This window comes from Vibrio gallicus, assembly GCF_024346875.1.
GTDB classification, from domain to species: Bacteria; Pseudomonadota; Gammaproteobacteria; order Enterobacterales; family Vibrionaceae; genus Vibrio; species Vibrio gallicus.
Map to the genome: position 1 here is coordinate 1780241 of NZ_AP024871.1, position 24150 is coordinate 1804390.

Genomic DNA, 24150 nt, shown 5'->3' on the forward strand with positions numbered 1-24150 from the left:
GCTTAATAGCTTAATTCTGATGACCTAATTATGAATATAAAGTCGAGTCTAAAGCATAACCATTAAGCGGTCTGTCCTTAATTTAGCGCAGTCTACCCCTAAATTGGCGGGGTGAAATTGGTGTGTGTCCTTGATACAGGGGGAGAGTAAAGTTGGGGAATAAAAAACGCCCAACTCTAAGAGTGGGCGTTGTTAGTTTTATTTGTCGTCAGTATCAGTATCTTTAGCTGGTTCGTCTTTCATGACTTCAACTAGCACTGGTAACATATCTTCAAGCATTTCCTCTGTGACTGGTTTGCCTTTGGCGTCAGTTATATTTATAGAGGTTCGGTTGCCTAAATCACCAAGCAAGAAGGTATATGTCTCTGAATTATAATTCAAAGGTTTGGTTCCGACTCGGTCCCAAAAATCGTCGTCAGGCGCTGCGTAGCTGGCCTTAATTGTACCTTGAGATTGATTACGCTCTTCTAAACTAAAGCCCATAACCGGTAGTAATTCAGGAACCCTTTGCCAAAATACATTGTATTGCGCGCGAGCGATAATTATAGGTAAACCACTACGATCTTTGCCCATGCTCAATGGGATAACCTTAACTAAAGCAAGGGCTTGTCTTGCCGCCTCTTCCCTCACGCTTTGATCATAACGTGACGTAACAAGGTTTGTCATAAAGGTGTTATAACGTTCTTTATTGGTACGAGAAACCGGTTTTTCTTCACCGCCTTCTTTCCACGCAATCAGACTGATACGGAAGCCATAACGAGAGTTTTGCTCGAAGCGCTCAATCTTAAATCGACTTTGTAAGGTCTCTTCTTCGTCTTCTTCTTCCCAAACGATCCAGTCTGTTTCTAGGCTATTATCTGATTCTTCAACAAGTTTAATATCTCGCTCTGAAATCATATTCTTTACTGTTTCCCAGACCTTATCGCGCTCTTCGGAAGTTAACAGCCACAACGTAACCTCTCCATCTTTTTGATCGGTACGAGCTCCAGGAATCAACTCCAAAACTTGTTGTGGTGGTCGAATATCTACCTGCTTACCAATTCCACCAGAAAACTCACCCTTAGGAATATCATAATCAGGATAATGCTCTAAGGTTTGCTCAGGCGAAGATACAATAGCCGAGGTTGGCTCAACCTCTAGATACTTAAAGTCGTCTTTTGCTTGACGTCGCTCAGCGGCACTGCCTGCGCAGCCACTTAAAACAGCAACAGCCAGTGAGCTTATCACTAGCTGATTAACAAATTTCATCGATACTCCTAGCCACTATCATGAGATAGTGTATGACGGTGCTCTAAGCGAGATTCGCTTGCTCTAGAGCAGCTTTAACCACCTGCTGACTCTGCTCCGATAATGAAGTTAACGGCAAACGCAGATGGTTTTGTTGAATTAAATTGAGATGATAAGCGGCCCATTTTACTGGAATCGGGCTGGATTCTACAAATAAACCTTTGTGAAGTCCGACTAAGCTCTGATTAATTGTTTCAGCTTCGTCAAACTTACCTTGCTTGGCTAGATTATAGATAGTGGCCATATCTTTAGCTGCAACATTATTAGTCACAGAGATCACACCATTACCACCTTGTTTAACAAACTCAAGACCGGTTTCATCATCACCAGAGAGTAAGATGAAATCTTTTCCACAAAGTTCCCGATGTTCAGCAATACGAGAAAGATCTGCGGTTGCATCTTTAAGGCCAACAATGTTTTCTAGTTTAGACAAGCGCGCAACAGTTTCTGGCTTCAGGTCGACACCAGTACGGCCAGGAACATTATATAGGATAACGGGTACTGCACTAACGCGAGAGATCGCTTTGAAGTGTTGGTATAAGCCCTCTTGAGTCGGCTTATTGTAATAAGGAGTCACACTAAGGCAACCAGCGATCCCAGAATCATTCAATAGACGGCTAAACGTCACGGCTTCATGGGTCGCGTTGGCTCCCGTACCGGCAATAACAGGAATACGACCTGCTGCAAATTGTACGGTTTTATTTACCACCTTTACATGTTCTTCAACAGTTAAAGTTGCTGACTCACCCGTAGTACCTACGGCAACAATTGCATCAGTGCCTGCTTCAATATGGTACTCCACCAAGTTTTGAAGGCTTTGATAATCCACTTCTCCGTCTTGGTTCAACGGTGTGATTAAAGCAACAATACTACCTGAAAACATGATCCACTCCCTAATCTTGATTGATATAGCATGGTACTTGATAGCGCTTAGATTAGACAAGGGATACACGAGCAAGAATCGCATTATTTACGGTTATTTTGCATAAAGGCTGACTCAAAACAAAGTCGTTAGCTTCAAATTATAATTTTCTAACATTTCTGGTCACAACACAAAACTAAAGCGTGTAAAATATTACAATAGTTCCCTTCTGGGAAACCGGCTTCAAGGTCGACTTTTTGCTAAGGATGCATATTCAATGTCGCAACATCTCGTGATTACTGCAATAGGCGCGGACCGCGCAGGCATAGGAAACCAAGTCATTCAGCTGGTATCAAAGATTGGCTGCAATATTGTAGATAGCCGCTTAGCTATATTTGGTAACGAATTTACTCTGATAATGATGGTTTCAGGTACTAATGCGCAAATTGCTCGTATCGAACATACCCTGCCACAGCTTGGCCAAGAGCTAGATTTAGCGACAATGATGAAACGAACCTCCAGGCACCGAGAAGTGATTCAAAACTTTACCTTGGAAGCCCATATTGTTTCAGCTGATAAAGTCGGATTGACCGAAGGCATCACCCAGTTCTTTGCCCAGCGCGATATTGGTCTGGATTCTTTAAGCGCTCAGACTTTACTCGCCAATAAGACACCAAATAAAGAAGACCAATTTCAGATCACCCTCACCGCTTCTTTATCTGACGAATACAATCTAATGGAATTACAAGAAGCCTTTAATGAATTGTGTTTAAGCCTTGGCGTTAATGGAACACTCAACTTTTTGAATAATGGATAAGGAAACAACATGCAGACATTGCAAGCGGGGGCTACCGCACCCGACGTAACACTTTTGGACCAAGATAATCAACCCGTATCAATCACCGACTTTAAAGGTAAGAAAGTTCTCTTTTATTTTTACCCTAAAGCGATGACACCAGGCTGTACTGTTCAAGCGCAAGGCTTACGTGATATCAAAGCTGAATTAGATGATAAAGGTGTTGTGGTACTTGGCGTTAGCATCGACCCTGTGAAGCGCTTAAGTAAGTTTATCGAACGCGATCAGCTTAACTTCACCCTACTCTCAGATGAAGACCATGCTGCGGCTGAGCAATTCGGGGTATGGGGAGAGAGGAAAGTTATGGGACGAGTATACGATGGACTGCATCGCATTAGCTTCTTAATTGATGAAAATGGTGTGATTGAGCATGTCTTCAATAAGTTCAAAACCAAAGAGCACCATCAAGTTGTTTTGGATTATCTAAACAACGCCTAACCCGTTCATTAATAAAAAATAGCCGCTTCAAAAGCGGCTATTTTTTTGTTTATTCTGCAACGCTATCGATATCGGGTTCCTTGGTATATGTAAAAGCACTAATGACGGCTTTAACCAAGGTTGCTAGTGGTATAGCAAAGAAAATCCCCCAGAATCCCCACAGACCTCCAAACACCAATACAGCAACAATAATTGCAACAGGGTGAAGGTTCACTGCTTCAGAAAACAGGACAGGCACCAACACATTACCGTCGAGTGCTTGAATAATTCCATAGGCCACCAGCAAGTAATAGAATTGCGGGGACAGTCCCCACTGGAATAAGCCCACAATTGCGACCGGAATTGTTACCGCTGCTGCACCGATATAAGGAATGAGCACCGACAATCCTACCGCCAACGCCAATAAGGCTGAGTAACGCAAATCAAGCAGATAAAAGGTGACGTAGCTTGCTAATCCAACAATCAGAATCTCCAATACCTTACCTCGGATATAATTAGAGATCTGCTGATTCATTTCCACCCATACTTTATAGGCTAAGTTTCTATTCTGGGGTAATACGCCACCTAAGGCACTCAGCATTTGCTCTTTATCTTTAAGTAAGAAGAAAATAAGCAATGGTACCAATATTAGGTAGATACCAACTGTTGCCAGACTCACTAGTGAGGCTAATGAGCCTTTAACTATGGTTTCCCCCATCCCCATAACCTGATTTTTAACATCGCCAAAGATTGTCTCAACATTGGTGATAGTTGCGAACTCAGGGTAGCGCTCCGGTATGGAGTGAATATAGCCCAGCAGCTCCACATACATGCTGGGAACATCATTAATAAGATTCCCAATCTGTTGCCAGATTGTTGGGATAATCCCTATCATTGAAATCAAAACTAGGCTGATAAATACAAGCAGGACACACACTACTGCAACAGAGCGAGGTAACCCAAACTTAACCAATTTAGTTACCGGCCATTCCAGTAAATACGCTAGAACAATGGCGACTAACAGAGGCGCTATTAAGCTACCAAAAAAATAAATTGTAATGAAGCCAGCTAGGATAATAACAACCAAGCTAACTGCATGTGGGTCAGAAAAACGACGGTAATACCACTGACTCAACATTTTAAACATGAATGACTACTCTTTGATAATCGTAAGGTGATAACAATCAGATGTACGTTCAAGCTGTGTATGCCATTGATTACTGCTGAAATATCGAATCATATCTTCGATTGAGCTGAGCTCTGTAACCATAAACTTGATGCTTTCGCCGACTGTTAGCTCAAGGCTAGCTCGCTTGGCCAATAGTAATGACATTGGACAACGATGTTCTGTTAAATCTATCACACTACTGCGCATGGATGAGCCTTTCTTAAAAAAGGTATTGTAATTCTTTTTAACAGAATCTGTATACCCAAGCTGGGTGTCAATGGTAACCTATTATAAGCTCAAGTGGTCATAATAAACCGCTTAAGTAGAAGAAACTAATGGAGTATTAACGAAACCATTTACTTAATAAATGGTCGTAACCTATATGCGATACGCTATCTAGTCATAGGTTACAGTTCAAATAGGATGTGTTTGTTGAATCCCTTCAAGCTTAAGCCACTGCGTACCGCGTTGGCTATTTTACTCAGCTCATCAATATGTATGGCTCCCTCAAGTTGGGCCAATAGCGCGAACTTACCTGATATAGGCACCACTGCGGGTGCGACATTATCCATAGATCAAGAGAATAATTACGGTGATGCCTATATGCGCCTACTCAGAGCGAGTCAGCCTATAGTCAGCGATCCCGTACTTTCAGAATACGTTTCAGGCTTGGGTAATCGTTTAGTCGCCAACGCAAGTGATGTGAAAACACCATTTACTTTTTTCCTGATCCGTGACAGAAACATCAATGCATTTGCATTTTTTGGCGGTCACGTTGCCCTACATACTGGCTTATTTCTACACGCAAACTCTGAGGGTGAGCTAGCATCTGTTGTTGCGCACGAAATTGCGCACGTAACCCAAAGACACCTTGCAAGGCGCATGGAAGATCAGGCACGTAAAACGCCACTGACTATCGCAGCATTAGCCGGCTCTATTCTATTAGCGATTGCGGCGCCAGAGGCAGGAATTGCAGCGATAACAGCGACACAAGCTGGTGCTATTCAAAGTTCAATTAACTATACGCGAAGCAACGAAAAAGAGGCAGATAGGGTCGGAATGAGCACCCTTATCAAAGCAGGTTTTGATCCCCATGCTATGCCACACTTCTTTGGTAGGCTTGCTGACCAATATCGCTATGCGAGCAAACCGCCGCCAATGTTACTAACTCACCCGTTGCCTGAAGACCGAATCACCGATACCCGTGCCCGAGCTGATAAATACCCAGTAACGCCAGTTAAGCCCTCACTCAACTTTCATTTCGCAAAATCCAGAATCATAGCTCGCTATGTTGGCATTGATAGCGATGGCGCTTTAGATTGGTTCGCTCGTCAAGAAAAACGAGCAGCCCCTAGTATCAAGCCTGCTTATTCCTACGGAAAAGCACTGGTTTATTTGGATAACCAGCAACTCGATAAAGCCGAGCCCCTACTGCTTCAGTTAGACAAAACGTACCCAAATAACAACTTTGTTCTTGACGCTTTATCTGATTTTTATATCGCGCGTAAGCAAGGTAAAAAAGCACAGGCTATGCTTGAAAAAGCACTCGAAACTAAGCCCAAAAATAAGGTTCTGACTATCAACCTTGCCAATGTTTTGATAGAAGACAACCAAAATCAAACAGCTGTCAGAATCCTACAACGCTTTGCTCACGACAACCCGCAAGACACCAATGGATGGCACCTTCTAAGCAAAGCTCACGCAAACCTAGGTGATTCAGCAAATGAGGTTGCTGCCCGTGGTGAGCTATACGCGCTTAATGCCAATTGGAATCGAGCTATTCAAAGCTTTACTCAAGCCGCTCAATTATCAGATCTGGGAAGCTTACAACAAGCCAGATTTGACGCCCGTATCGATCAACTATTACAACAACGTGATCAATTCATGTCCCTACAAGACTAAACAATCAAAGGAATTTTTATGTCAGTTACTATCTTTCATAACCCTCGCTGCTCTAAGAGTCGTCAAACCCTTGCTCTATTAGAAGCTCAAGGAATAGAACCTGAAGTCGTACTTTATCAACAAGCTGAGCTGTCTCTAGATAACTTAAAGCAAATATATATCCAACTTGGCCTTACAGACGTTCGAGATATGATGCGTACTAAAGAGGCTGAATATCGTGAGCTTGGACTCGGCGCGGAAAATATCAATGATGATCAACTATTTAGCGCTATGCTAGAACACCGTAAACTGATCGAAAGGCCGATAGTAATAAATAAGGGTAAAGCTCGCCATGGTCGTCCACCAGAGCAGGTGTTAGAGATTTTATAATGAACTCCCCACAGGCAAACATTACTCGACTAGCGCTTAAGGTTGCTCAGATAGGCCACTTTACTTTGCTGGTGTGGGTTATAGCTTGGCATAGCCTTATCTCGCCAGCTATTGAACTCAACCCTTGGGTCCTAACCTTAGTCTGGACTGTCCCGTTATTGCTCCCAATTAAAGGCATACTCAAGGCCAAGCCTTATACCTTTGCTTGGGGTAACTTTGTGCTCTTACTCTACTTCCTACACTCTTTAACTCTTATTTATGTAGATGAGGGCGAGCGATGGTTAGCTATCATAGAGCTTGTCATTGTGAGTATCACGTTTATAGCTAACTTGATTTTTAGTCGCCTAAGAGGCAAAGAATTGGGGTTAAAACTCAAAAAACTATCACAATTAACCCAAGAAGAATCTGAACAGTACTCTGCTAAGTAGCTTATCGCTAGACTACATTTGAGATATTCATAGATAAAAAATAACCCCACATTATTGTGGGGTTATTTTCCTCTGATTTAGAACGTGTAATTAATTCCAATCAAAATAAAGCTCTTGTTCTTCATCAACAGTATCTTGCGAACTCGGCCCTAATTCAGGTTCGGATTCAGTGCTTAATTGTTGGCTTGGAGCAGCATCTGCCGACTCTGAGGAAGGTACTGATTCTGGGACAGTCCCGTTAGTAGTTACCTCAGGTGTTTTGATAACAGGTAATACAGGTTGAGGCGCTTGCCCTTTGTTTACCTGTTTGCTGCGCAAAAGCTGACGTTGAAAATCATCTTGGTCGGTAATGAGATTGATACGAAAATCAACACTATTACCGGTAACTTTGTCCAATTCAACAGAAGCTACGCTAGCTAAACCTTGTAGCATTTTTTCTACAGTGAAGAAGTCCTTAGCTGTCTCAATGCCATCAAAGTTAACCACTATTGAAGAAGCAATCTTGCCACCACTCTTCGCTGTGCTCTTATTAGCATAATAACGACCAAGTTCCGCAACTAGAGCCTCTGTAACCTGCTTACTAGTGCCACTAAATTGCCCTGTCACCTTAGCCAGCGATGGATCTGCAATATATTGTGCCTTGTCGTCATATAGCGTCCAACGTAATTTCTGTTTACTGCCATTACGTTCGATTCTAACCACAACTACAGAGTCTGTATGATAGCGACGACTCGCCTTTGATATTTGCTCTCCGAAACCACCCCATAATTCGGTTGCTTTGATACTAGTGACATCATCAATATCTCCAACCGGAACAACCACTGGTAGGCCTTTTTGATGCGCTACATAGTTTAAATTCGCAACAGATGTGCGTCCGGATTGCTCCCAACTAATAGTGCGGTCATAGCCATTATCTTCTACAATCCACACCAGTACCTTAGCTCGCTCTGGTGGCCAGTAAGGCAAATTGGCCTGTTGCAATAATGCTTGAATCTGGCGAGGGTTAAAAGACATTAACAGCGTAGGTTGCCCATTTTTCGAAGAGGGTGAGATGGTTGATAAAAAGCGACTGCTTTGAGTAATTGCCTTTTTCACAACCGGATTATCTAGCGATGCACTGTCTCCAGTCGCTCTCACTATCACCTCTCGCATACCACTACGACGAGCTAACTCCTCGCCACTTTGTTTTGCATTAGCTTGTTGCTCATAGACTACAGATTCCACATCAAACAAGTTAACTTTAGTGGCCGCAAAGCTTGAAAAAGAGGCTAATACCATCACCAATAACGCACAAATTCGCATAAACAACTCAATATTATGAAGTAAACATGAAGGACAAGTAACGAAATAAAGGAAGATGACGAATCAATCCTCCTTATTATATCGACTTATTTAGTGCCGAAGATTTTATCGCCTGCATCACCAAGACCAGGAACGATATAACCTTTGTCATTTAAGCACTGATCGATAGCTGCGGTATATAGCTCAATATCAGGGTGAGCTTTCTCTAGAGCCTCGATACCTTCAGGAGCTGCGACCAACACTAACGCTTTAATATTTTTAGAACCGCTTTCTTTAAGAAGATCAATAGTAGCAATCATCGACCCACCAGTAGCAAGCATAGGGTCAACGACTAAGGCTATACGCTCATCAAGATGAGACGCCAACTTATTAAAATAAGGAACCGGCTCTAGCGTTTCTTCATCACGATAAATACCAACAACACTAATTTTAGCACTTGGCATATGTTCAAGAACGCCATCCATCATACCTAATCCAGCACGTAGAATTGGCACAACGGTAACCTTTTTACCTTTAATTTGGTCGACTTCAACATCGCCGTCCCAGCCTTGAATAGTTACCCGCTCAGTTTCTAAGTTTGCTGTCGCTTCATAAGTCAATAGGCTGCCAACTTCAGTTGCTAGCTCACGGAAACGCTTAGTACTGATGTCTCCTTCACGCATCAAACCTAATTTATGTTTGACAAGTGGGTGTTTTACCTCAATGACTTTCATCTCTTTCTCCAGAAATAGTAACTATAAACCTGTGAATTATATACCTAACCCGCTATAGGATGCGAGTTTAACCATAAGTTAGTATTTATTAAAAATAACAGCGCAAACGTTTGCTATTGCACTTTGTCCCTTGTTAGAATAGCGCCGATTTTTCTTACCTAATAATTTGACCGAGGACTTTCCCGTGAGTAGTAACAAGACTTCTCTTAGCTACAAAGACGCTGGTGTAGATATCGACGCTGGCAACGCACTGGTTGACAAAATTAAAGGTGCTGTAAAGCGCACCCGTCGTCCAGAGGTCATGGGGGGCATTGGTGGTTTTGGTGCATTATGTGAACTGCCAACCAAATATAAACACCCCGTATTGGTTTCAGGCACAGATGGTGTAGGTACTAAACTACGCCTTGCTTTAGACATGAAAAAACACGATACCATCGGTGTTGACCTTGTTGCTATGTGTGTAAACGACCTTATAGTTCAAGGTGCAGAGCCTCTATTCTTCTTAGACTACTATGCTACAGGAAAACTAGACATTGAGACCGCCGCAGACGTAGTTGCAGGTATCGCTGAGGGTTGTGTACAAAGTGGTTGTGCTCTAATCGGTGGTGAAACCGCAGAAATGCCTGGTATGTATGAAGGCGACGACTACGATGTTGCTGGCTTCTGCGTTGGTGTTGTCGAAAAAGAAGATATCATCGATGGCACAAAAGTAGCGGCTGGTGATGCACTTATCGCAGTTGGTTCAAGCGGCCCTCACTCAAATGGATACTCTTTAGTTCGCAAAATTCTTGAAGTATCAAAGGCTGACCTAGAGCAACCACTAGAAGGTAAGACTCTTGGTGAGCACCTTTTAGAACCAACTAAAATCTACATTAAATCTGCACTTAAGATGATTGAGAAGCACGACATTCATGCGATTTCTCACATTACAGGTGGTGGCTTCTGGGAAAACATTCCTCGCGTACTTCCTGAAGGAACTAAAGCAGTTATTGATGGCAATAGCTGGCAGTGGCCTACCGTTTTCAACTGGTTACAAGAGAATGGTAACGTGGATACACGTGAGATGTACCGCACCTTTAACTGTGGTGTTGGTTTAATTGTAGCGCTTCCACAAGACCAAGCTGATGCTGCGGTAGAATTATTAAAAGCTGAAGGTGAAAACGCTTGGGTAATTGGTCAGATTGCTAATGCAACCGCTGACGAAGAGCAAGTAGAGATCAAATAGCAATGAAAAGTATCGTCGTCCTAATTTCAGGGAATGGAAGTAATCTACAGGCCATCATTGATGCCTGTACGAAGGGCGAGATTGATGGCCATGTCAGCGCAGTTATTAGTAACCGTACTGATGCTTATGGTTTGCAACGAGCTCAACAGGCGGCGATTCCTACTCATTCTCTATCTCATAAATCCTTTATAGATCGTGAATCTTTTGACAACCAAGTTATGAAGATAATCGATAACTATCAGCCTGATTTAATCGTTTTAGCTGGCTATATGCGAATCCTTTCTGAAGGATTCGTGAATCACTACTTAGGTAAAATGATCAATATTCATCCTTCATTATTACCCAAGTACCCAGGCCTGCACACCCACCAACGCGCTATCGATGCCGGGGATACTGAACATGGCAGCAGTGTCCACTTCGTTACGCCACAGCTAGACAGTGGCCCAATTATCGAGCAAATAAAGGTGGAAGTGACTAGCGATGATTCACCTGAGTCACTAATGACTAAAGTGCAGATTGCTGAACATAAGCTCTACCCCAGAGTGATTCAAGACATTTTATCCGGTCGGATAAAATGGCAGAACTAGTTACTAAGCAGGCTCTAAGCCTGCTTTTTTTTATCTCAAATAAATACATTAAATTGAGGACACACACCAGTTGATCGCTTAAATTGGTGTGTGTCCTCTTAACTCTATTTATTGGTCAATAAGATTTCACTGCAACAGAGCGGTTGAATGTGGATAAATATTCGCCGCCACCATAGAATGCTGTTTTGCTAGTATTTAGAGTTGTGGTGAGCGTTAAAAAAGTTATCGGATTATTAATGTTGTTATTGCTAGGCAGTCACGTGGCCTTGGCCAGTGAGCAGCATAACAAGGCTTATATTGTAAATGGTAGTGATGCTAAGATAGATGACTATTCTTCATTTGTGAGCCTGTACTACAACCCAGATGGCTATATCAAAGAGAATCCACATTATCCGTACTGTGGTGGGGTACTTATTGCACCTCAGTATGTACTCACCGCTGCGCACTGTATTTATAATGATAGATTGGATCAACTCTACACCTCAGTGGTATTTAAGCCTCAGAATGAAGCATTAAGTAACCCACAATTTGATGGTGTACAGAGCCGACGCGTTTCCGATATATTTTATCGCAATGACTTTATCAATAGTCCCGATGATTCTTATCCCAATGATATTGCGATACTGAAACTAGAAGCACCTCGACAGATTGGTTCTGTTATAGATTGGGCTATCGATGAGCAGTACCGTAATGACGCTACGTCACGCTACATTGCCGTTGGGCATGGTAAGACATCTACAGGCAACAAAAACACACATACCCTTCAACAAACTGAACTGTTACTACAAGGTGAATCACAGTGCCATCGTGACATTGGAAACCTTATCACAAACTCTCAGCTCTGTTTTGGAGGCATTTACAATCCTCAAACCCAACTCCGAAATGCGCCTTGTAACGGTGATTCTGGTGGTCCACTCTATTGGCTACATGATAGTAAAAAGACCCTAATTGGTATTACTAGCTTTGGTACTACTGTGTGCGGTACACCATCACAGAAAGCAACGTCGGTATACACCAAGGTATCGAGTTTCGATTATTGGATTACAGATGTGCTAAATGGTCAGATTGACTCCGATACAACCACACACCTGCGCATTAAAGAATCCAATCGCCTCAGTGGTATCGTTGAAGTTGTTGACCACAGCATCTATCACCAAGATCTACAACTAGAAACGGATAGCTCTGAAAATAAAGTGCAACCTAAGGCTACACAAAAATCAAACTCGACTAGTGGTGGTTCTGTTGGTGGGCTGTGGTTGTTAATGTTGGCAATGGTAGCGGCTCGCAGAAGAGCCGCATAATTTTATTAATCTAGGGCTTGAGTCGGCGCTTGGCTGCGAGGTTTTGCTTCAGCAAACGCAACATGCGCAAGGCTATTGGAGTTACCAGAAATAACCTCACCAAATTGGAACAAGGTGAACTCTCCCGGCTTAAGCCTGTACCACACCTCATCCTCAGTTAAAGGCTGGGTTGCAATGATAGAAACTACATCATTAGGCGTGGTTTCTTCTTGGAAGTTAATCGTAACATCCTCATCTATTAAACTCGCTTCGCCAAACGGGGCGCGGCGAGTAATGTAATATAGATGATTGGTGCAGTATGCAAACACATACTCTCCGTCAGATAGCAGCATATTAAATACACCGATATCTCTGAGCTCATCGCAAAGCGTAGCAATGTAATTAAACACCTCAACCATATCTTGAGGCAGTTCTGGATAACGATTTTCTAGGTTATCTAATAGCCAACAAAATGCTTTCTCACTGTCAGTTTCACCGACTGAGCGATGGCGTAGTTCAGGCAAATCTTGATAGCCACTAAGCTGTCCGTTATGTGCAAAAGTCCAATAGCGTCCCCACAATTCTCGAGTAAAAGGATGGGTATTTTCTAGATTTACTGCACCACGATTTGCTTGTCGAATATGACTAATGACCGCACGGCTTTTAATTGGATAGTTCTGAACCAACTCAGCTATTTTAGACTCACAGCTTGGGTTAGGGTCCTTGAATGTACGAAACCCCTTCCCTTCGTAGAAAGTAATACCCCAACCATCTCTATGTGGGCCGGTGTTGCCTCCACGCTGCATTAAGCCAGTAAAGCTAAAGCAGATATCTGTTGGCACATTGGCGCTCATGCCAAGCAGTTCACACATAATTCATTTCCTCGTTTAGAACCTTATAGCTCCATCTCTTTTTCAACTAGCTGGATAATAATATGAATGATTTTAATATGGATTTCTTGGATACGATCTGCATATCCAAAGTGTGGTACTCGAATTTCAATATCCGCAGCACCCGCCATCTTACCGCCATCTTTACCAGTTAGCGCAATACTTTTAATGCCCTTCTCTTTGGCTGTTTCAATAGCTTTTAAAACGTTGCCTGAATTACCAGACGTTGACAGCCCAAACAGCACATCGCCTTGTTGACCAACGGCTTCGAGGTAGCGTGAAAACACAAAGTCATAGCCGAAATCATTACTCACGCAAGAAAGGTGGCTAGGATCAGAGATAGCAATTCCCGGATAACCAGGACGGTTTTCACGATAACGACCAGTTAACTCTTCAGCAAAATGCATCGCATCACAGTGAGAGCCGCCGTTGCCGCATGATAAAACCTTACCACCTTGTTTGAAGGAGTCAGCGATGAGCTTAGCTGCAGCCTCAATTTGCTTGATGTTATTTTCATCATTAATAAAGGCTTCAAGCACTTGAGCTGCTTCATTTAGCTCACTCTTAATTAGATCCAAATACATGACATTTACTCCCTGTGGGTCTTTAAATTATATTACCTCGAATGTAGCAAGAAACCTTAATCAGTGTCGAGCTATCTGCCTCTATTAATGTATCTCTCACCGTGACTAATACCTGCGCGGTTAAATCTCGCTCGACAATGCCTTTTTTTTAATCGATAGCATAAAAAAATCCGCCCTACACAGATCACATTTCATTGCATTTAAAATCACATTATATTAACAAACAAGCTAGTATTTTGATCTGGTATGACCTCTGACCTATATTATAGGTATTGGTTCTAATTTATGGAGAGCCCCAAATCATGGAACTGCTTATCGCCTTACTTGCCCTTATGGGCACAACCTGTGTTTGTTTATATCGACGAACTCCGCTGTTATCGAGTCTATTTTTCAACCTTGGTGCATTAATGATATCAAGTGTCGCCATTGGTATATCGTGGGTGGCTTGGCTAGCATTTGTTGCACTTGGGACACTGTTAATGCTAGATACATGGAGACAGCAGAACCTAACTCGACCGATATTAAATGGGTTTAGAAAGATGCTACCCGCCATGTCCCAAACTGAAAAAGAGGCATTGGATGCTGGTACAACCTGGTTTGAGGCTGAATTATTTCAAGGCAAACCCGATTGGGCTTTTCTAAAAGACATAAAAAAATCCAAGCTAACAACAGAAGAAAAGGCGTTCTTAAATGGCCCAGTAAATGAGCTGTGTGCCATGGTCAATGACTTCGAAATAACCCATGAAATAGCCGATCTTCCTCCTGAAGTATGGCAGTTCCTCAAACAACACAAATTCTTTGCCATGATCATTAAGAAAAAATATGGTGGCTTAGAGTTTTCTGCGTACGCACAGGCATTAGTTCTGCAACGACTCGCTGGCTCCTCTATCGTCGTGGCCTCTACCGTTGGAGTGCCGAATTCTCTAGGGCCTGGTGAGTTACTACAAATGTATGGTACTGAGCAACAGAGAGACTATTACCTGCCGCGCCTTGCACAAGGTAAAGAGATCCCATGTTTTGCCTTAACCAGCCCAGAAGCAGGATCAGATGCCGGCGCAATCCCCGACTTTGGTGTGGTATGCCACGGTACTTGGAAGGGTAAAAATGTATTGGGTATGAAGCTCACTTGGAATAAGCGGTACATTACCCTAGCGCCAATAGCGACAGTACTTGGGCTCGCCTTTAAGTTACGAGATCCCGATGGGCTACTTGGTGATAAACAAGACCTAGGGATTACCTGCGCTCTAATTCCCACCAATCTTGAAGGAGTCAAAATTGGTCGTCGCCACTTCCCGGTTAATATTCCATTTCAAAATGGCCCAACTCAAGCCCAGGAACTATTCGTACCTCTCGATTTCATTATCGGTGGCCCCAAAATGGCAGGACAAGGTTGGAAAATGTTGGTTGAATGCCTATCTGTAGGGCGAGCAATCACACTTCCATCGGCAAATACTGGCGGCGTAAAAACCAATGCATTAGCAGTTGGTGCTTACGCTCGTATCCGTCGTCAATTTAAACAACCGATAGGTCGAATGGAGGGTGTAGAAGAGCCATTAGCGCGCATAGCAGGCACTGCATATTTACTGGAAGCCGCCAACCTATTAACCATGAGTGCAATCGACCAGGGTGCTAAACCATCGGTTATTTCAGCTATCGTGAAGTATCACTGCACCCATCTTAGTCAACGCGCCTCTATCGATGCAATGGACGTTGCTGGAGGCAAAGGGGTCATGCTCGGTCCTTCCAACTTCCTTGCCCGTGGCTATCAAGGCGCGCCGGTATCCATTACCGTTGAAGGAGCTAACATCCTAACTCGCTCGCTGATGATTTACGGCCAAGGTGCCATTCGTTGCCACCCTTATGTCCTTAAAGAAATGGAAGCCGCCCACTCCAGTGATAGCCAAGCCCTAGCAAACTTTGATAAAGCACTACTTGGGCATATTGGTTTTGCAATGAGTAATTTTGTTCGTAGCTTAACCTTCTCTCTCACTGATGGTTATGGTTCACACACAGCGGTCAAAGGTGCAACCAAGCATTACTATCAAAAACTCAACCGCTATAGTGCGAACCTCGCTCTATTATCTGATATCTCCATGCTGATGTTAGGTGGCTCTCTAAAGCGCAAAGAACGGCTCTCAGCGCGACTGGCTGATATGCTCGGTCAGCTCTATCTGTGCTCGGCGGTTCTACAGCGATTTGAACAAGATGGGCAGCCACAAGAAGACCTGCCGCTAGTAGATTGGTGTGCACAAAACAGTCTCTATCAGATTGAATCGGCAATGCATGATTTCCTAAGTAACTTCCCCGTTAAAGGTATTGGCGCGGTATTGAAGTTACTGTTAATGCCAATAGGAAGAGTACGTAAAGCACCGAGTGACAAACTCGACAGCACACTGGCTAAAATACTACAAACTCCAAGTCCAAGTCGTGCTCGCTTAGGCTGCAATCAATATCTTGAGCCTTCGAAATACAACGTACAAGGTCAACTTGAACTAGCCTTAACCGTAATCTTGCAAGCAGAACCTATTTTTGAAAAGGTATGTAAGCAATTACAAACTAGAAGAGCCTTCACTCGCTTAGATTTAGTTGCCAAAGATGGCCTTAAAGCAGATATCATCACTCAAGAAGAAGCAGAAGTACTGATAGAAGCTGAAGAGCATAGGATGCGTTCAATCAATGTGGATGATTTCGCCGCAGACGCTTTAAAAGCGGGCTCCGTTAAATCGTCACTAGCACAGCAGCAAACCTAAAATTAAAACCGAGTAATAACATAAATGCCTCCACAATTTGGAGGCATTTTTATAGTTACTGCACAGCTCAATAGGGTTACCAGCTACGATCCCCACCCACCAATTTGAGTCGCTCGGCATGGGCTTCTAGCTCTTCATCGCTCGCTCGCAATACCTTAAGCTTACGTCCAGCGACCACTCGAGCAAAACCTTGTGATTGACCAGAGTCACTTGAACTACTCGCAAACTCTAGTGCGGTTTGTCCCCCCGTCATCGCCAAATAAACATCGGCGAGGATCTCGGCATCGAGCAAGGCGCCGTGCAACACACGCGCTGAAATATCAATGGTGTAATGCTTTGCTAGAGAGTCTAAGTTTTTACGGCCCGGCATATTTGGCATACGCTTTGCCATTGCCAAGGTATCGGTAATTTTACAATGGTCCTTGGTTTTACCTATGCTGGGATCCAGCATATTAAACTCATTGTCCATAAAGCCGACATCAAACGGCGCATTGTGTGCCACCAGCTCAGCGCCAGAGATAAACTCCAGAAACTCTTGATGCACCTCTTTATATTCGGGCTTGTCTAACAAAAACTCATCGGTAATACCGTGTACACCAATCGCTTCTGGTTGACTCTCTCTATCTGGCTTGATGTACACATGAAAATGACGGCCAGTGAGTTTACGGTCGATGATCTCTACCGCCCCTATCTCAATGATTCTATGACCAAGATAAGTTGGGCCACCTTCGCGGTTCATACCGGTGGTTTCTGTATCGAGTACCACGATACGATGTAAATTGTTGCTAGTATTCATAATTAAAACTGTGTCAGACTAAGGCATCGGCTAGCTACTAATATACCAAATCATGCTCAAACAAGTTGAAATTTTCACTGATGGTTCTTGCTTAGGTAATCCAGGCCCCGGTGGCTATGGTATTGTCATGCGTTATAAAGCCCATGAAAAGCAAATATCTAAAGGTTTTACACTCACCACCAACAACCGTATGGAGATGATGGCAGCAGTTGAAGCCCTAAGACTCCTAACCGAACCTTGTGCGATAACTCTCACCACCGATAGCCAGTATGTCCGCCAAGGCATCACCCAGTGGATCCACAACTGGAAGAAACGTGACTGGAAAACAGCGGACAAAAAGCCGGTGAAGAATGCAGACTTATGGAAGGCACTAGATAAAGAAACCCAGCGCCACAGTGTTGATTGGCGATGGGTAAAAGGCCATGCAGGTCACCGCGAAAACGAAATCTGTGACGATATTGCTCGCGCGGCAGCCGAGGCTCCAACAGAAGAAGATACCGGTTATCAAGCCAAATAGTTAATAGCCTATGTTCGGTAATTAACACTCACTGGAGATAAACGACGCTTGAGTTTCCAGTGTGGCTTAATCGGTTTTAACGGGTATGTACGTTTACGTGCCACCATAAAATAGAGGCTACAAAACGGCGCGCTCCAACCACCGCATAGGTTTTCCATCCACGTCCAAATGGCTCGCTGCTTCTTGGCTGGAATCATCGCATAGCTATCAAGATGAACGACTTGATAATTAAGTAAACTAAGCCAATCTTTAACCCGGTATGGGGTAAACATACGCCCATTCCACGGTAGATCATCCTTGCGCCAAGGCATTAAACTGTTTATTCCTGTTAAACTAACAGGATTAAACCCAGTAATAATAAGGTATCCATCGTCTATCATTACTCGGTCGACTTCGCGCAGTAATCGATGAGGGTCTAGACAATAATCAAGCTGATGAGCCATTACCACCACATCGATACTTTTCTCTAGAAAAGGTAAATCAAAGGCATCCGCAATCACATTGTGTGCTGGGTTAGTGATATCAAGGTTAATTTGATGCTGAATGTTACTGTCGCAACTGGTAAGCTCACAGCTCAATCCGCCCAGCTTTAGCATATGGTAGCCAAATAGCTTGGGAGACCATTCATCAAGGCGCGTTTGAATCGTATCAAACACCCAATCATGCTTTGGTAGGTCACTCCATGAGTGAGGTTGCTTTAATTTTCGGGATATTCGAGCAGGTCGCATTCAGAGGCCATCCAAAGCTCAATAATAAGGGACATTGTTAATGTTAGTAGTAAAAAGCATACCTGCATTCAACGACAATTACATCTGGCTAATTCACAATAACCAAGGTCAGTGTGCAGTTGTTGATCCTGGCGACCACCAGCCAGTTATCGAGTATCTGCAATCGCACCAGCTAACACTCACTCAGGTCCTTGTCACTCACCATCACCCTGACCATATTGGAGGGGTTGCGGCGTTAAAGCGTGCTTATAAACATATAAAAATCGTAGGCCCTAAAAACGATGCTGTAGCAGGTCTCTCACAGTCAGTAGCACAAGGCGATACCGTTGAAGTGTTGGGTACAACGCTCGATGTCCTTGACCTGCCAGGTCATACCCTAGGGCATATTGCCTACCTAGGCGATGATAAGCTTTTTTGCGGTGACGTTCTTTTTTCAGCTGGATGTGGACGTATCTTTGAAGGCAGCGCTGAACAGATGTGGGAATCACTACAAAAACTGCAAAAACTGCCGGAGCAAACCAAGGTCTTTTGTGCCCATGAATATACCGCTAGCAACCTGGCATTTGCCCTTGCTGTTGAGCCTGGAAATACTGAGTTACAAAAATATAGAGATACCGTAAATCACCTCCGAGCTCAGCAAAAACCCACACTTCCAACCACGATAGGGACAGAAAAGAACATAAATCCATTTTTACGCGTCACAGAGCCTGAAATTATCGATGGCATACGCAATAAAACAGAGGATCTCACCCCCTGTGGCGTATTTAGCGCACTACGAAAATGGAAAGATCACTTCTAATTGTATACACTCTGGCGAATTTTCCGCGATTACTAGGGTTACAAGGCACATCAATGAGACTTAAGCACTGTTGGGTACTGGCATTATTACTAACTGGGTGCCAAGTGGCACAGACTCCCCAAACCACAGAGAGCGAATCGCCGCGCTCTAGTAATGATGTGAGCCAACCCACGGATAACGCTCAGGTAGTCGTTCCAGTTGAGGAGGAAGTTACTCCTGAGCCCGAGCCGGTAAAAGAGTTAACCCCTCAAGAGCAGGACGATGTATGGAAGCGCATCGGTATGCAATTAAAGCTGCCGGTTGCCGATCAACAGAAAGTTGACTACTACCGCAACTGGTACCTAAAACACCCTAGCCATCTTCGTACGGTATCCAAGCGTGCACAACCGTTCCTATATCTCATTACAGAGAAGATAGAAGAGCGAGGTTTGCCGATGGAACTGGCACTACTACCGATTGTTGAAAGCTCATTCGATGCGTTTGCTTATTCTCATGGTAGCGCCGCTGGTCTATGGCAGTTTATTCCAGGCACAGGCAAGATGTACGGCCTGCAACAAACCTATTGGTATGACGGTCGCCGAGACGTGGAAGCAGCTACCGATGCCGCTTTGGATTATTTGACCTACCTTGGGCGCCGCTTTGATGGAAATTGGAATCATGCGATCGCGTCTTATAACAGTGGTAGTGGACGTGTGAGCAGTGCAGTACGCAAAAACCGCCGCCTAGGCAAACCGACTGATTTCTTTTCATTGCAGCTTCCTAAAGAAACCAGCGGTTATGTACCAAAGCTAATGGCATTAGCCGATATCATTGCAAATCAAGAGAAATATGGCGTTGAAATCCCACCCATTGAGAACAAGCCTGTATTAGTAAGTGTTGACCCTAAAGAGCAACTCGACCTAGGCATTGCTGCGCACTATGCTGGCATCTCTGTACGTGAGCTACAAAGCTATAATCCTGGTTATAATCAATGGGCAACCGCACCAAATGGTCCATACCATCTATTGATACCTATTGATAAAAAATCGCGCTTTGAAGAACAGGCCAAGAAAAATAAAGGCAAAGGCATTAAGGTAACTCGCTACAAGGTTCAATCTGGTGACACCTTGAGTCAGATAGCCAAATCACACAATACCACCATGGATGCGATAAAAACCGCCAATAACATGGACTCATCAGCACTGAGAGCAGGCCACTTCATTCTCGTACCAACCTCATCTCAAAAAGCCAATGCTTACGCTCTTAGCGCCGACAACCGTCTAAAACAAACCCAGTCTCGGGCGCGTGGTGACTATAAGGTAACGCATACCGTAGCATCTGGTGAAAGCTTCTGGACTATAGCTAAAAAACACGATGTATCGGTGCAATCGTTAGCTAAGTGGAACGGCATGGCCCCTAAAGATACATTACGCGTAGGTCAGCACCTTGTGGTATGGAAGAAAGGTAAGCAAGGCGCGGTAATCCGCACTGTCTATTACCAGGTTCGCAGCGGTGACAATATCAGTATTATCGCGAATCGCTTCAAGGTGAGCTCCACTGATGTGATCAAATGGAACAACCTTGAAAAATCGAAATACCTAAAACCGGGACAAAAGCTCAAGCTCTATGTTGATGTAACCAAGGTAAGCGTATAAATCCTATTCGATTAGGCTAAATTTAGCGGTCAAAGGGTTATGATCTGAGGCGTCACTAGTTGACGCCTCTGCTTTATCTAGCTTTAGGCCTCGATAAAAAATATGATCTAACACCTGCCCATCCAAGAAACGGGTGCGCCTATCCGGCGTATAAACCACCTCTGATAGCCCCGCACTTACCATCGCTTGTCTAAGCGCTTGTAGCCGCTCACTATTCCAAGAATTAAAGTCTCCGCCAAGGATAACCGGTCCTATATGCTGCCCTAGCTTATCGGTTAGCTTTGCCAGTTGCTGCGCATAGTCGTGGGTTCCCAATGTAAAATTGATACCATGTAAGTTGCCAACACCTAAGGTTGCACCATCAGACAATAGGTAGGTTGCAAATAAGGCCGATTTAGGAAGTCGCAACCAAGGCTCATTGGCCAATTGAGCACAAATGCTTGTTGGGTAGACATGCGCCAAATTAAACACTCCCGCAGTGGCATCAAATGCCTCAAATGCAGTTGCTTGCTGTCCTACCCAATCAGCATGATAGAGCCACTGTTTAAATTCATCCGACATACTGACTTCTTGCAGTAAGCCCAGCTGAATATGAGGCAGGTAAGAATCAAGTTCATGCCTCCATCCCGGCTTGTTCTGCTTATAGATATTCCACACTAACACCTTAATATCCCCATGGTTATCTAAGGGTTGCGGAGCAGAAAATTGTCGACATTGAACACTAGTTTGTTGTCTATCAGCCACACCATCAGTCACAACGACAGTGTCGGCATTAGGGACTTTAAACAGAAAATTAAAGCTCAATACACCACCAGCAGCCAACACTAGCAGCGCGCCAAAAACGCGAGTAAAGCGCATAACCAACAAGCCCTATTCAATCAAGATGATCTAAATCTAACACAAACAAAAAGCCCTCGCGAAATGCGAGGGCTTATAAATACACTATCAATAAAACGACTTAGATTGCGTCTTCGTCTTCTTCGCCTGTACGAATACGTACCACGCGTTCAACATCAGTGACAAAAATCTTACCATCACCAATTTTACCCGTTTGAGCAGTATCGACTATGGTATCAATACATTGTGGAGCCATTTCTTCAGAGACCACTATCTCAAGCTTTACTTTTGGAAGAAAATCGACCATGTATTCTGCTCCGCGATACAGCTCGGTATGGCCTTTTTGACGCCCAAAGCCTTTAACTTCAGATACTGTCATACCTGTGATACCGACATCTGCTAGTGCCTCACGCACATCATCAAGTTTAAATGGTTTGATGATCGCTTCGATTTTTTTCATGGTTATTCCCTAACTCTACAAGTATGTGTGTACTTGAATTTTATACTATTTTTAAACAAAAATGCTATATGCTTTTACTTCAAAGATGCGTAATAAGCTGCAAGATTTGCAATATCATCATCACTTAGTAATGAAGCTTGAGCGACCATTACAGGGGCTAGGCCACCGGTTCTTTGTTTACTCTTATAGGCCTTCATTGATGACACCAAATATTTTTCGTTCTGACCTGCAAGGTTTGGGTAACCATCGATAAGAGCTACTCCATCCGCGCCATGACAAGCACCGCAAATTGCAGCGCGAGCCTTACCTGCTGCGATATCTGCTGCATTCGCAGAAAAGCCAACCATACAAGCCATAACTGCAATAAATAGAGACTTTTTCATCATTCACCTTTCACACTTTAATTATCCCAATAGAAACGACAGTCATCTCCTGAAAATTCTTTACAAACAAATAAATTTCCTACAGCGACTACCTGTTGGTTATACATCAAAATGGGTATAAAGGTTCGTTTCCATGGCGGAATTTGATACTCCTGAAACAGTTTTTTTAGCTTTCTGCTACCCAGTCGTCCCTCTGGGTGCAAAATAGCCCCCTTGACACTGTCGAGAAATACCACTGAAACAAGCTCATTTTTTAGAGGAGAGCGTAGCTGCATGCCTCTGTCATCAGTATGAGTTAACTCGACCGTACCTAAGCGACAAGGCAGCGGCATCGCCTCTCCAAACCCAAGCGGTTGTGACCACTGTTTATTTACTGCGCAATTAGCAACGAGGTAAAGTCGATTTTGATAACGATGGACGCTGTTTTCACCCAGTACCAGTTTTGGATTCGCATCGCTCTTTGCCCCCATAACTTCCGTTACAATAAGGCGTAACTGTTTTTGTGAAGGCATCACCTGCTTTAATTGCTTGAGCCACATGCGCAGCAATTGATTTTGCAGCGCAGATTCATAACCAATAAGCTGCTGACAATCTAAGCTTTGATTTAAATCGACTAAGGTTTGATACTTCTCATCGATTAAGCTTTGTAGCAGGCTCTGTTGCTCATAGCACAGCCCAGCACTACGCACGGCTGCGGCTTGAATATGAGGCCAACGCTGGGCCAGTTTAGGCACAATTTCATGGCGTAAGAAGTTTCGATCAAAATCTTGATTTTGATTACTTTCATCTTCAACCCATTCCAATTGCAGTTGCGCTGCGCATTGTTCCAAGTATTGCCGAGTAAAGCCTAAAAACGGTCGCAGTAAGTAAGCACCATTAAAATCACTGACCTCCCCCATAGCCGCTAGCCCTGCAGGACCACTGCCACGCTTTAATGCCAATAGTAATGTTTCCAATTGATCATCAGCGTGTTGCGCGGTTAATAACAGGTCGTGTGGCGCTAGATGTCGCGCAAGCAAGCCGTATCGAGCTTCCCTTGCCTGAGCTTCAAGGCTTTGATTTGAGTCTAAGTCCAACGCCGCATACTCAATATGTAAGGTAAGCTGATACTCATGACACCAACGTTGACACTCACGGGCCCAGTGGTCAGCATGTACACTCAATCCATGATGAACATGTACCACCTCAATAACCGTATCGGGGTGTTGTTGCCTATATTCAAATAAAGTATGTAGTAGCAGACGCGAGTCTAATCCTCCACTCAAGGCGAGAACCAGTTTGGATGCAGGGGATTGATGTGCCTGTAGCAGGCCACTCAAAGACGATAGCAACTCAGTCATGAAAACCCTTAAACAAAAAAAGCGAGCCAAGGCTCG

Annotated in this window: 26 protein-coding genes; 12 read left to right on the forward strand and 14 right to left on the reverse strand. The window is 43.8% G+C overall.

Annotated features, from left to right (window positions below; all coding sequences use genetic code 11):
• Positions 1-198 precede the first annotated feature (198 nt).
• Positions 199-1248 carry an outer membrane protein assembly factor BamC gene (bamC, locus tag OCU28_RS08245; protein ID WP_261815731.1) on the reverse strand — a complete coding sequence of 350 codons (1050 nt, stop codon included), beginning with the start codon at positions 1246-1248 and terminating at the stop codon, positions 199-201.
• Between the two features lie 43 nt (positions 1249-1291).
• Positions 1292-2170, reverse strand: coding sequence for a 4-hydroxy-tetrahydrodipicolinate synthase (dapA, locus tag OCU28_RS08250; RefSeq protein ID WP_261815732.1), 879 nt, complete (start codon positions 2168-2170; stop codon positions 1292-1294).
• A 256-nt stretch (positions 2171-2426) separates the two neighbouring features.
• Between dapA and OCU28_RS08255 the strand changes: the two genes are divergently transcribed.
• Together OCU28_RS08255 and bcp are read left to right on the forward strand one after the other, a co-directional pair.
• Complete coding sequence (locus OCU28_RS08255) at positions 2427-2966, forward strand: glycine cleavage system protein R (RefSeq protein WP_261815733.1); 540 nt, start codon at positions 2427-2429, stop codon at positions 2964-2966.
• 9 nt (positions 2967-2975) lie between these two features.
• Positions 2976-3443 (forward strand): thioredoxin-dependent thiol peroxidase, encoded by a 468-nt coding sequence (gene bcp, locus OCU28_RS08260; RefSeq protein WP_261815734.1) that lies wholly within the window; start codon positions 2976-2978, stop codon positions 3441-3443.
• 49 nt (positions 3444-3492) lie between these two features.
• Here bcp and OCU28_RS08265 read toward each other — a convergent pair whose 3' ends face one another.
• Together OCU28_RS08265 and OCU28_RS08270 are read right to left on the reverse strand one after the other, a co-directional pair.
• Positions 3493-4569 (reverse strand): AI-2E family transporter, encoded by a 1077-nt coding sequence (locus OCU28_RS08265; protein ID WP_261815735.1) that lies wholly within the window; start codon positions 4567-4569, stop codon positions 3493-3495.
• A 6-nt stretch (positions 4570-4575) separates the two neighbouring features.
• Positions 4576-4797 (reverse strand): sulfurtransferase TusA family protein, encoded by a 222-nt coding sequence (locus OCU28_RS08270; RefSeq protein ID WP_261815736.1) that lies wholly within the window; start codon positions 4795-4797, stop codon positions 4576-4578.
• 216 nt (positions 4798-5013) lie between these two features.
• Here OCU28_RS08270 and bepA point away from each other — a divergent pair, with 216 nt between their 5' ends.
• From bepA to OCU28_RS08285, 3 genes are read left to right on the forward strand one after another with little or no spacing between them, the layout of a single operon-like run.
• Positions 5014-6492, forward strand: a complete 1479-nt coding sequence (bepA, locus tag OCU28_RS08275) for a beta-barrel assembly-enhancing protease (RefSeq protein ID WP_390623768.1) — start codon at positions 5014-5016, stop codon at positions 6490-6492.
• Positions 6493-6510: 18 nt separating this feature from the next.
• Entirely contained in the window at positions 6511-6861 is a 351-nt protein-coding gene (arsC, locus tag OCU28_RS08280) for an arsenate reductase (glutaredoxin) (RefSeq protein WP_261815737.1), read from the forward strand.
• Positions 6861-7289 carry a DUF2069 domain-containing protein gene (locus OCU28_RS08285; RefSeq protein WP_261815738.1) on the forward strand — a complete coding sequence of 143 codons (429 nt, stop codon included), beginning with the start codon at positions 6861-6863 and terminating at the stop codon, positions 7287-7289. The genes arsC and OCU28_RS08285 overlap by 1 nt, the downstream gene beginning before the upstream one ends.
• A gap of 90 nt (positions 7290-7379) precedes the next feature.
• Here OCU28_RS08285 and OCU28_RS08290 read toward each other — a convergent pair whose 3' ends face one another.
• Both OCU28_RS08290 and upp read right to left on the reverse strand, forming a co-directional pair.
• A complete protein-coding gene (locus tag OCU28_RS08290; protein ID WP_261815739.1) occupies positions 7380-8591 on the reverse strand; it encodes a DUF2066 domain-containing protein in 1212 nt (403 codons plus the stop codon).
• 86 nt (positions 8592-8677) lie between these two features.
• Positions 8678-9304, reverse strand: coding sequence for a uracil phosphoribosyltransferase (upp, locus tag OCU28_RS08295; RefSeq protein WP_261815740.1), 627 nt, complete (start codon positions 9302-9304; stop codon positions 8678-8680).
• A 184-nt stretch (positions 9305-9488) separates the two neighbouring features.
• Between upp and purM the strand changes: the two genes are divergently transcribed.
• The 3 genes from purM to OCU28_RS08310 all read left to right on the forward strand — a co-directional run bounded on the left by purM (position 9489) and on the right by OCU28_RS08310 (position 12417).
• Positions 9489-10529 (forward strand): phosphoribosylformylglycinamidine cyclo-ligase, encoded by a 1041-nt coding sequence (gene purM, locus OCU28_RS08300; protein ID WP_261815741.1) that lies wholly within the window; start codon positions 9489-9491, stop codon positions 10527-10529.
• Between the two features lie 2 nt (positions 10530-10531).
• Positions 10532-11116 (forward strand): phosphoribosylglycinamide formyltransferase, encoded by a 585-nt coding sequence (gene purN, locus OCU28_RS08305; protein WP_261815742.1) that lies wholly within the window; start codon positions 10532-10534, stop codon positions 11114-11116.
• A 206-nt stretch (positions 11117-11322) separates the two neighbouring features.
• Positions 11323-12417 carry a S1 family peptidase gene (locus tag OCU28_RS08310; RefSeq protein ID WP_261815743.1) on the forward strand — a complete coding sequence of 365 codons (1095 nt, stop codon included), beginning with the start codon at positions 11323-11325 and terminating at the stop codon, positions 12415-12417.
• Between the two features lie 5 nt (positions 12418-12422).
• On the opposite strand, the gene OCU28_RS08315 is transcribed toward OCU28_RS08310, so the two are convergent.
• Positions 12423-13268, reverse strand: coding sequence for a class II glutamine amidotransferase (locus OCU28_RS08315; protein ID WP_261815744.1), 846 nt, complete (start codon positions 13266-13268; stop codon positions 12423-12425).
• Positions 13269-13291: 23 nt separating this feature from the next.
• Complete coding sequence (gene lpcA, locus OCU28_RS08320) at positions 13292-13870, reverse strand: D-sedoheptulose 7-phosphate isomerase (RefSeq protein WP_261815745.1); 579 nt, start codon at positions 13868-13870, stop codon at positions 13292-13294.
• 302 nt (positions 13871-14172) lie between these two features.
• Here lpcA and fadE point away from each other — a divergent pair, with 302 nt between their 5' ends.
• Positions 14173-16620 carry an acyl-CoA dehydrogenase FadE gene (gene fadE, locus OCU28_RS08325; RefSeq protein WP_261815746.1) on the forward strand — a complete coding sequence of 816 codons (2448 nt, stop codon included), beginning with the start codon at positions 14173-14175 and terminating at the stop codon, positions 16618-16620.
• Positions 16621-16696: 76 nt separating this feature from the next.
• On the opposite strand, the gene dnaQ is transcribed toward fadE, so the two are convergent.
• Positions 16697-17416: a DNA polymerase III subunit epsilon gene (gene dnaQ / locus OCU28_RS08330; protein WP_261815747.1), complete on the reverse strand. Its 720-nt coding sequence runs from the start codon at positions 17414-17416 to the stop codon at positions 16697-16699.
• A 52-nt stretch (positions 17417-17468) separates the two neighbouring features.
• Between dnaQ and rnhA the strand changes: the two genes are divergently transcribed.
• Positions 17469-17933, forward strand: a complete 465-nt coding sequence (gene rnhA / locus OCU28_RS08335) for a ribonuclease HI (RefSeq protein WP_261815748.1) — start codon at positions 17469-17471, stop codon at positions 17931-17933.
• Between the two features lie 8 nt (positions 17934-17941).
• Here rnhA and OCU28_RS08340 read toward each other — a convergent pair whose 3' ends face one another.
• The gene (locus tag OCU28_RS08340; RefSeq protein ID WP_261815749.1) at positions 17942-18661 is read right to left on the reverse strand and encodes a class I SAM-dependent methyltransferase; all 720 of its coding nucleotides are present in this window, start codon (positions 18659-18661) and stop codon (positions 17942-17944) included.
• A 40-nt stretch (positions 18662-18701) separates the two neighbouring features.
• Here OCU28_RS08340 and gloB point away from each other — a divergent pair, with 40 nt between their 5' ends.
• Together gloB and OCU28_RS08350 are read left to right on the forward strand one after the other, a co-directional pair.
• Positions 18702-19460 carry a hydroxyacylglutathione hydrolase gene (gloB, locus tag OCU28_RS08345; RefSeq protein ID WP_261815750.1) on the forward strand — a complete coding sequence of 253 codons (759 nt, stop codon included), beginning with the start codon at positions 18702-18704 and terminating at the stop codon, positions 19458-19460.
• 53 nt (positions 19461-19513) lie between these two features.
• Positions 19514-21094, forward strand: coding sequence for a lytic transglycosylase (locus OCU28_RS08350; protein WP_261815751.1), 1581 nt, complete (start codon positions 19514-19516; stop codon positions 21092-21094).
• Positions 21095-21097: 3 nt separating this feature from the next.
• On the opposite strand, the gene OCU28_RS08355 is transcribed toward OCU28_RS08350, so the two are convergent.
• From OCU28_RS08355 to tilS, 4 genes are all read right to left on the reverse strand, one after another.
• Positions 21098-21952 carry an endonuclease/exonuclease/phosphatase family protein gene (locus tag OCU28_RS08355; RefSeq protein ID WP_261815752.1) on the reverse strand — a complete coding sequence of 285 codons (855 nt, stop codon included), beginning with the start codon at positions 21950-21952 and terminating at the stop codon, positions 21098-21100.
• A 100-nt stretch (positions 21953-22052) separates the two neighbouring features.
• Positions 22053-22391, reverse strand: coding sequence for a nitrogen regulatory protein P-II (gene glnB, locus OCU28_RS08360; RefSeq protein ID WP_261815753.1), 339 nt, complete (start codon positions 22389-22391; stop codon positions 22053-22055).
• Between the two features lie 74 nt (positions 22392-22465).
• Positions 22466-22774 carry a c-type cytochrome gene (locus tag OCU28_RS08365; protein ID WP_390623769.1) on the reverse strand — a complete coding sequence of 103 codons (309 nt, stop codon included), beginning with the start codon at positions 22772-22774 and terminating at the stop codon, positions 22466-22468.
• A gap of 17 nt (positions 22775-22791) precedes the next feature.
• Positions 22792-24114, reverse strand: coding sequence for a tRNA lysidine(34) synthetase TilS (tilS, locus tag OCU28_RS08370; RefSeq protein ID WP_261815755.1), 1323 nt, complete (start codon positions 24112-24114; stop codon positions 22792-22794).
• Positions 24115-24150: the final 36 nt, after the last annotated feature.

Excerpts from the sequence above, each read along its gene's own strand:
- lpcA (WP_261815745.1), bottom strand. The coding sequence starts at position 13,870 with ATGTATTTGGATCTAATTAAGAGTGAGCTAAATGAAGCAGCTCAAGTG.
- upp (WP_261815740.1), bottom strand. The coding sequence starts at position 9,304 with ATGAAAGTCATTGAGGTAAAACACCCACTTGTCAAACATAAATTAGGT.
- OCU28_RS08265 (WP_261815735.1), bottom strand. The coding sequence starts at position 4,569 with ATGTTTAAAATGTTGAGTCAGTGGTATTACCGTCGTTTTTCTGACCCA.
- rnhA (WP_261815748.1), top strand. The coding sequence starts at position 17,469 with ATGCTCAAACAAGTTGAAATTTTCACTGATGGTTCTTGCTTAGGTAAT.
- glnB (WP_261815753.1), bottom strand. The coding sequence starts at position 22,391 with ATGAAAAAAATCGAAGCGATCATCAAACCATTTAAACTTGATGATGTG.
- OCU28_RS08340 (WP_261815749.1), bottom strand. The coding sequence starts at position 18,661 with ATGCGACCTGCTCGAATATCCCGAAAATTAAAGCAACCTCACTCATGG.
- tilS (WP_261815755.1), bottom strand. The coding sequence starts at position 24,114 with ATGACTGAGTTGCTATCGTCTTTGAGTGGCCTGCTACAGGCACATCAA.
- purN (WP_261815742.1), top strand. The coding sequence starts at position 10,532 with ATGAAAAGTATCGTCGTCCTAATTTCAGGGAATGGAAGTAATCTACAG.
- arsC (WP_261815737.1), top strand. The coding sequence starts at position 6,511 with ATGTCAGTTACTATCTTTCATAACCCTCGCTGCTCTAAGAGTCGTCAA.
- OCU28_RS08350 (WP_261815751.1), top strand. The coding sequence starts at position 19,514 with ATGAGACTTAAGCACTGTTGGGTACTGGCATTATTACTAACTGGGTGC.
- bamC (WP_261815731.1), bottom strand. The coding sequence starts at position 1,248 with ATGAAATTTGTTAATCAGCTAGTGATAAGCTCACTGGCTGTTGCTGTT.
- fadE (WP_261815746.1), top strand. The coding sequence starts at position 14,173 with ATGGAACTGCTTATCGCCTTACTTGCCCTTATGGGCACAACCTGTGTT.
- gloB (WP_261815750.1), top strand. The coding sequence starts at position 18,702 with ATGTTAGTAGTAAAAAGCATACCTGCATTCAACGACAATTACATCTGG.
- dnaQ (WP_261815747.1), bottom strand. The coding sequence starts at position 17,416 with ATGAATACTAGCAACAATTTACATCGTATCGTGGTACTCGATACAGAA.
- bepA (WP_390623768.1), top strand. The coding sequence starts at position 5,014 with ATGTGTTTGTTGAATCCCTTCAAGCTTAAGCCACTGCGTACCGCGTTG.
- OCU28_RS08290 (WP_261815739.1), bottom strand. The coding sequence starts at position 8,591 with ATGCGAATTTGTGCGTTATTGGTGATGGTATTAGCCTCTTTTTCAAGC.
- OCU28_RS08285 (WP_261815738.1), top strand. The coding sequence starts at position 6,861 with ATGAACTCCCCACAGGCAAACATTACTCGACTAGCGCTTAAGGTTGCT.
- bcp (WP_261815734.1), top strand. The coding sequence starts at position 2,976 with ATGCAGACATTGCAAGCGGGGGCTACCGCACCCGACGTAACACTTTTG.
- OCU28_RS08355 (WP_261815752.1), bottom strand. The coding sequence starts at position 21,952 with ATGCGCTTTACTCGCGTTTTTGGCGCGCTGCTAGTGTTGGCTGCTGGT.
- OCU28_RS08315 (WP_261815744.1), bottom strand. The coding sequence starts at position 13,268 with ATGTGTGAACTGCTTGGCATGAGCGCCAATGTGCCAACAGATATCTGC.
- OCU28_RS08365 (WP_390623769.1), bottom strand. The coding sequence starts at position 22,774 with ATGAAAAAGTCTCTATTTATTGCAGTTATGGCTTGTATGGTTGGCTTT.
- OCU28_RS08255 (WP_261815733.1), top strand. The coding sequence starts at position 2,427 with ATGTCGCAACATCTCGTGATTACTGCAATAGGCGCGGACCGCGCAGGC.
- OCU28_RS08270 (WP_261815736.1), bottom strand. The coding sequence starts at position 4,797 with ATGCGCAGTAGTGTGATAGATTTAACAGAACATCGTTGTCCAATGTCA.
- dapA (WP_261815732.1), bottom strand. The coding sequence starts at position 2,170 with ATGTTTTCAGGTAGTATTGTTGCTTTAATCACACCGTTGAACCAAGAC.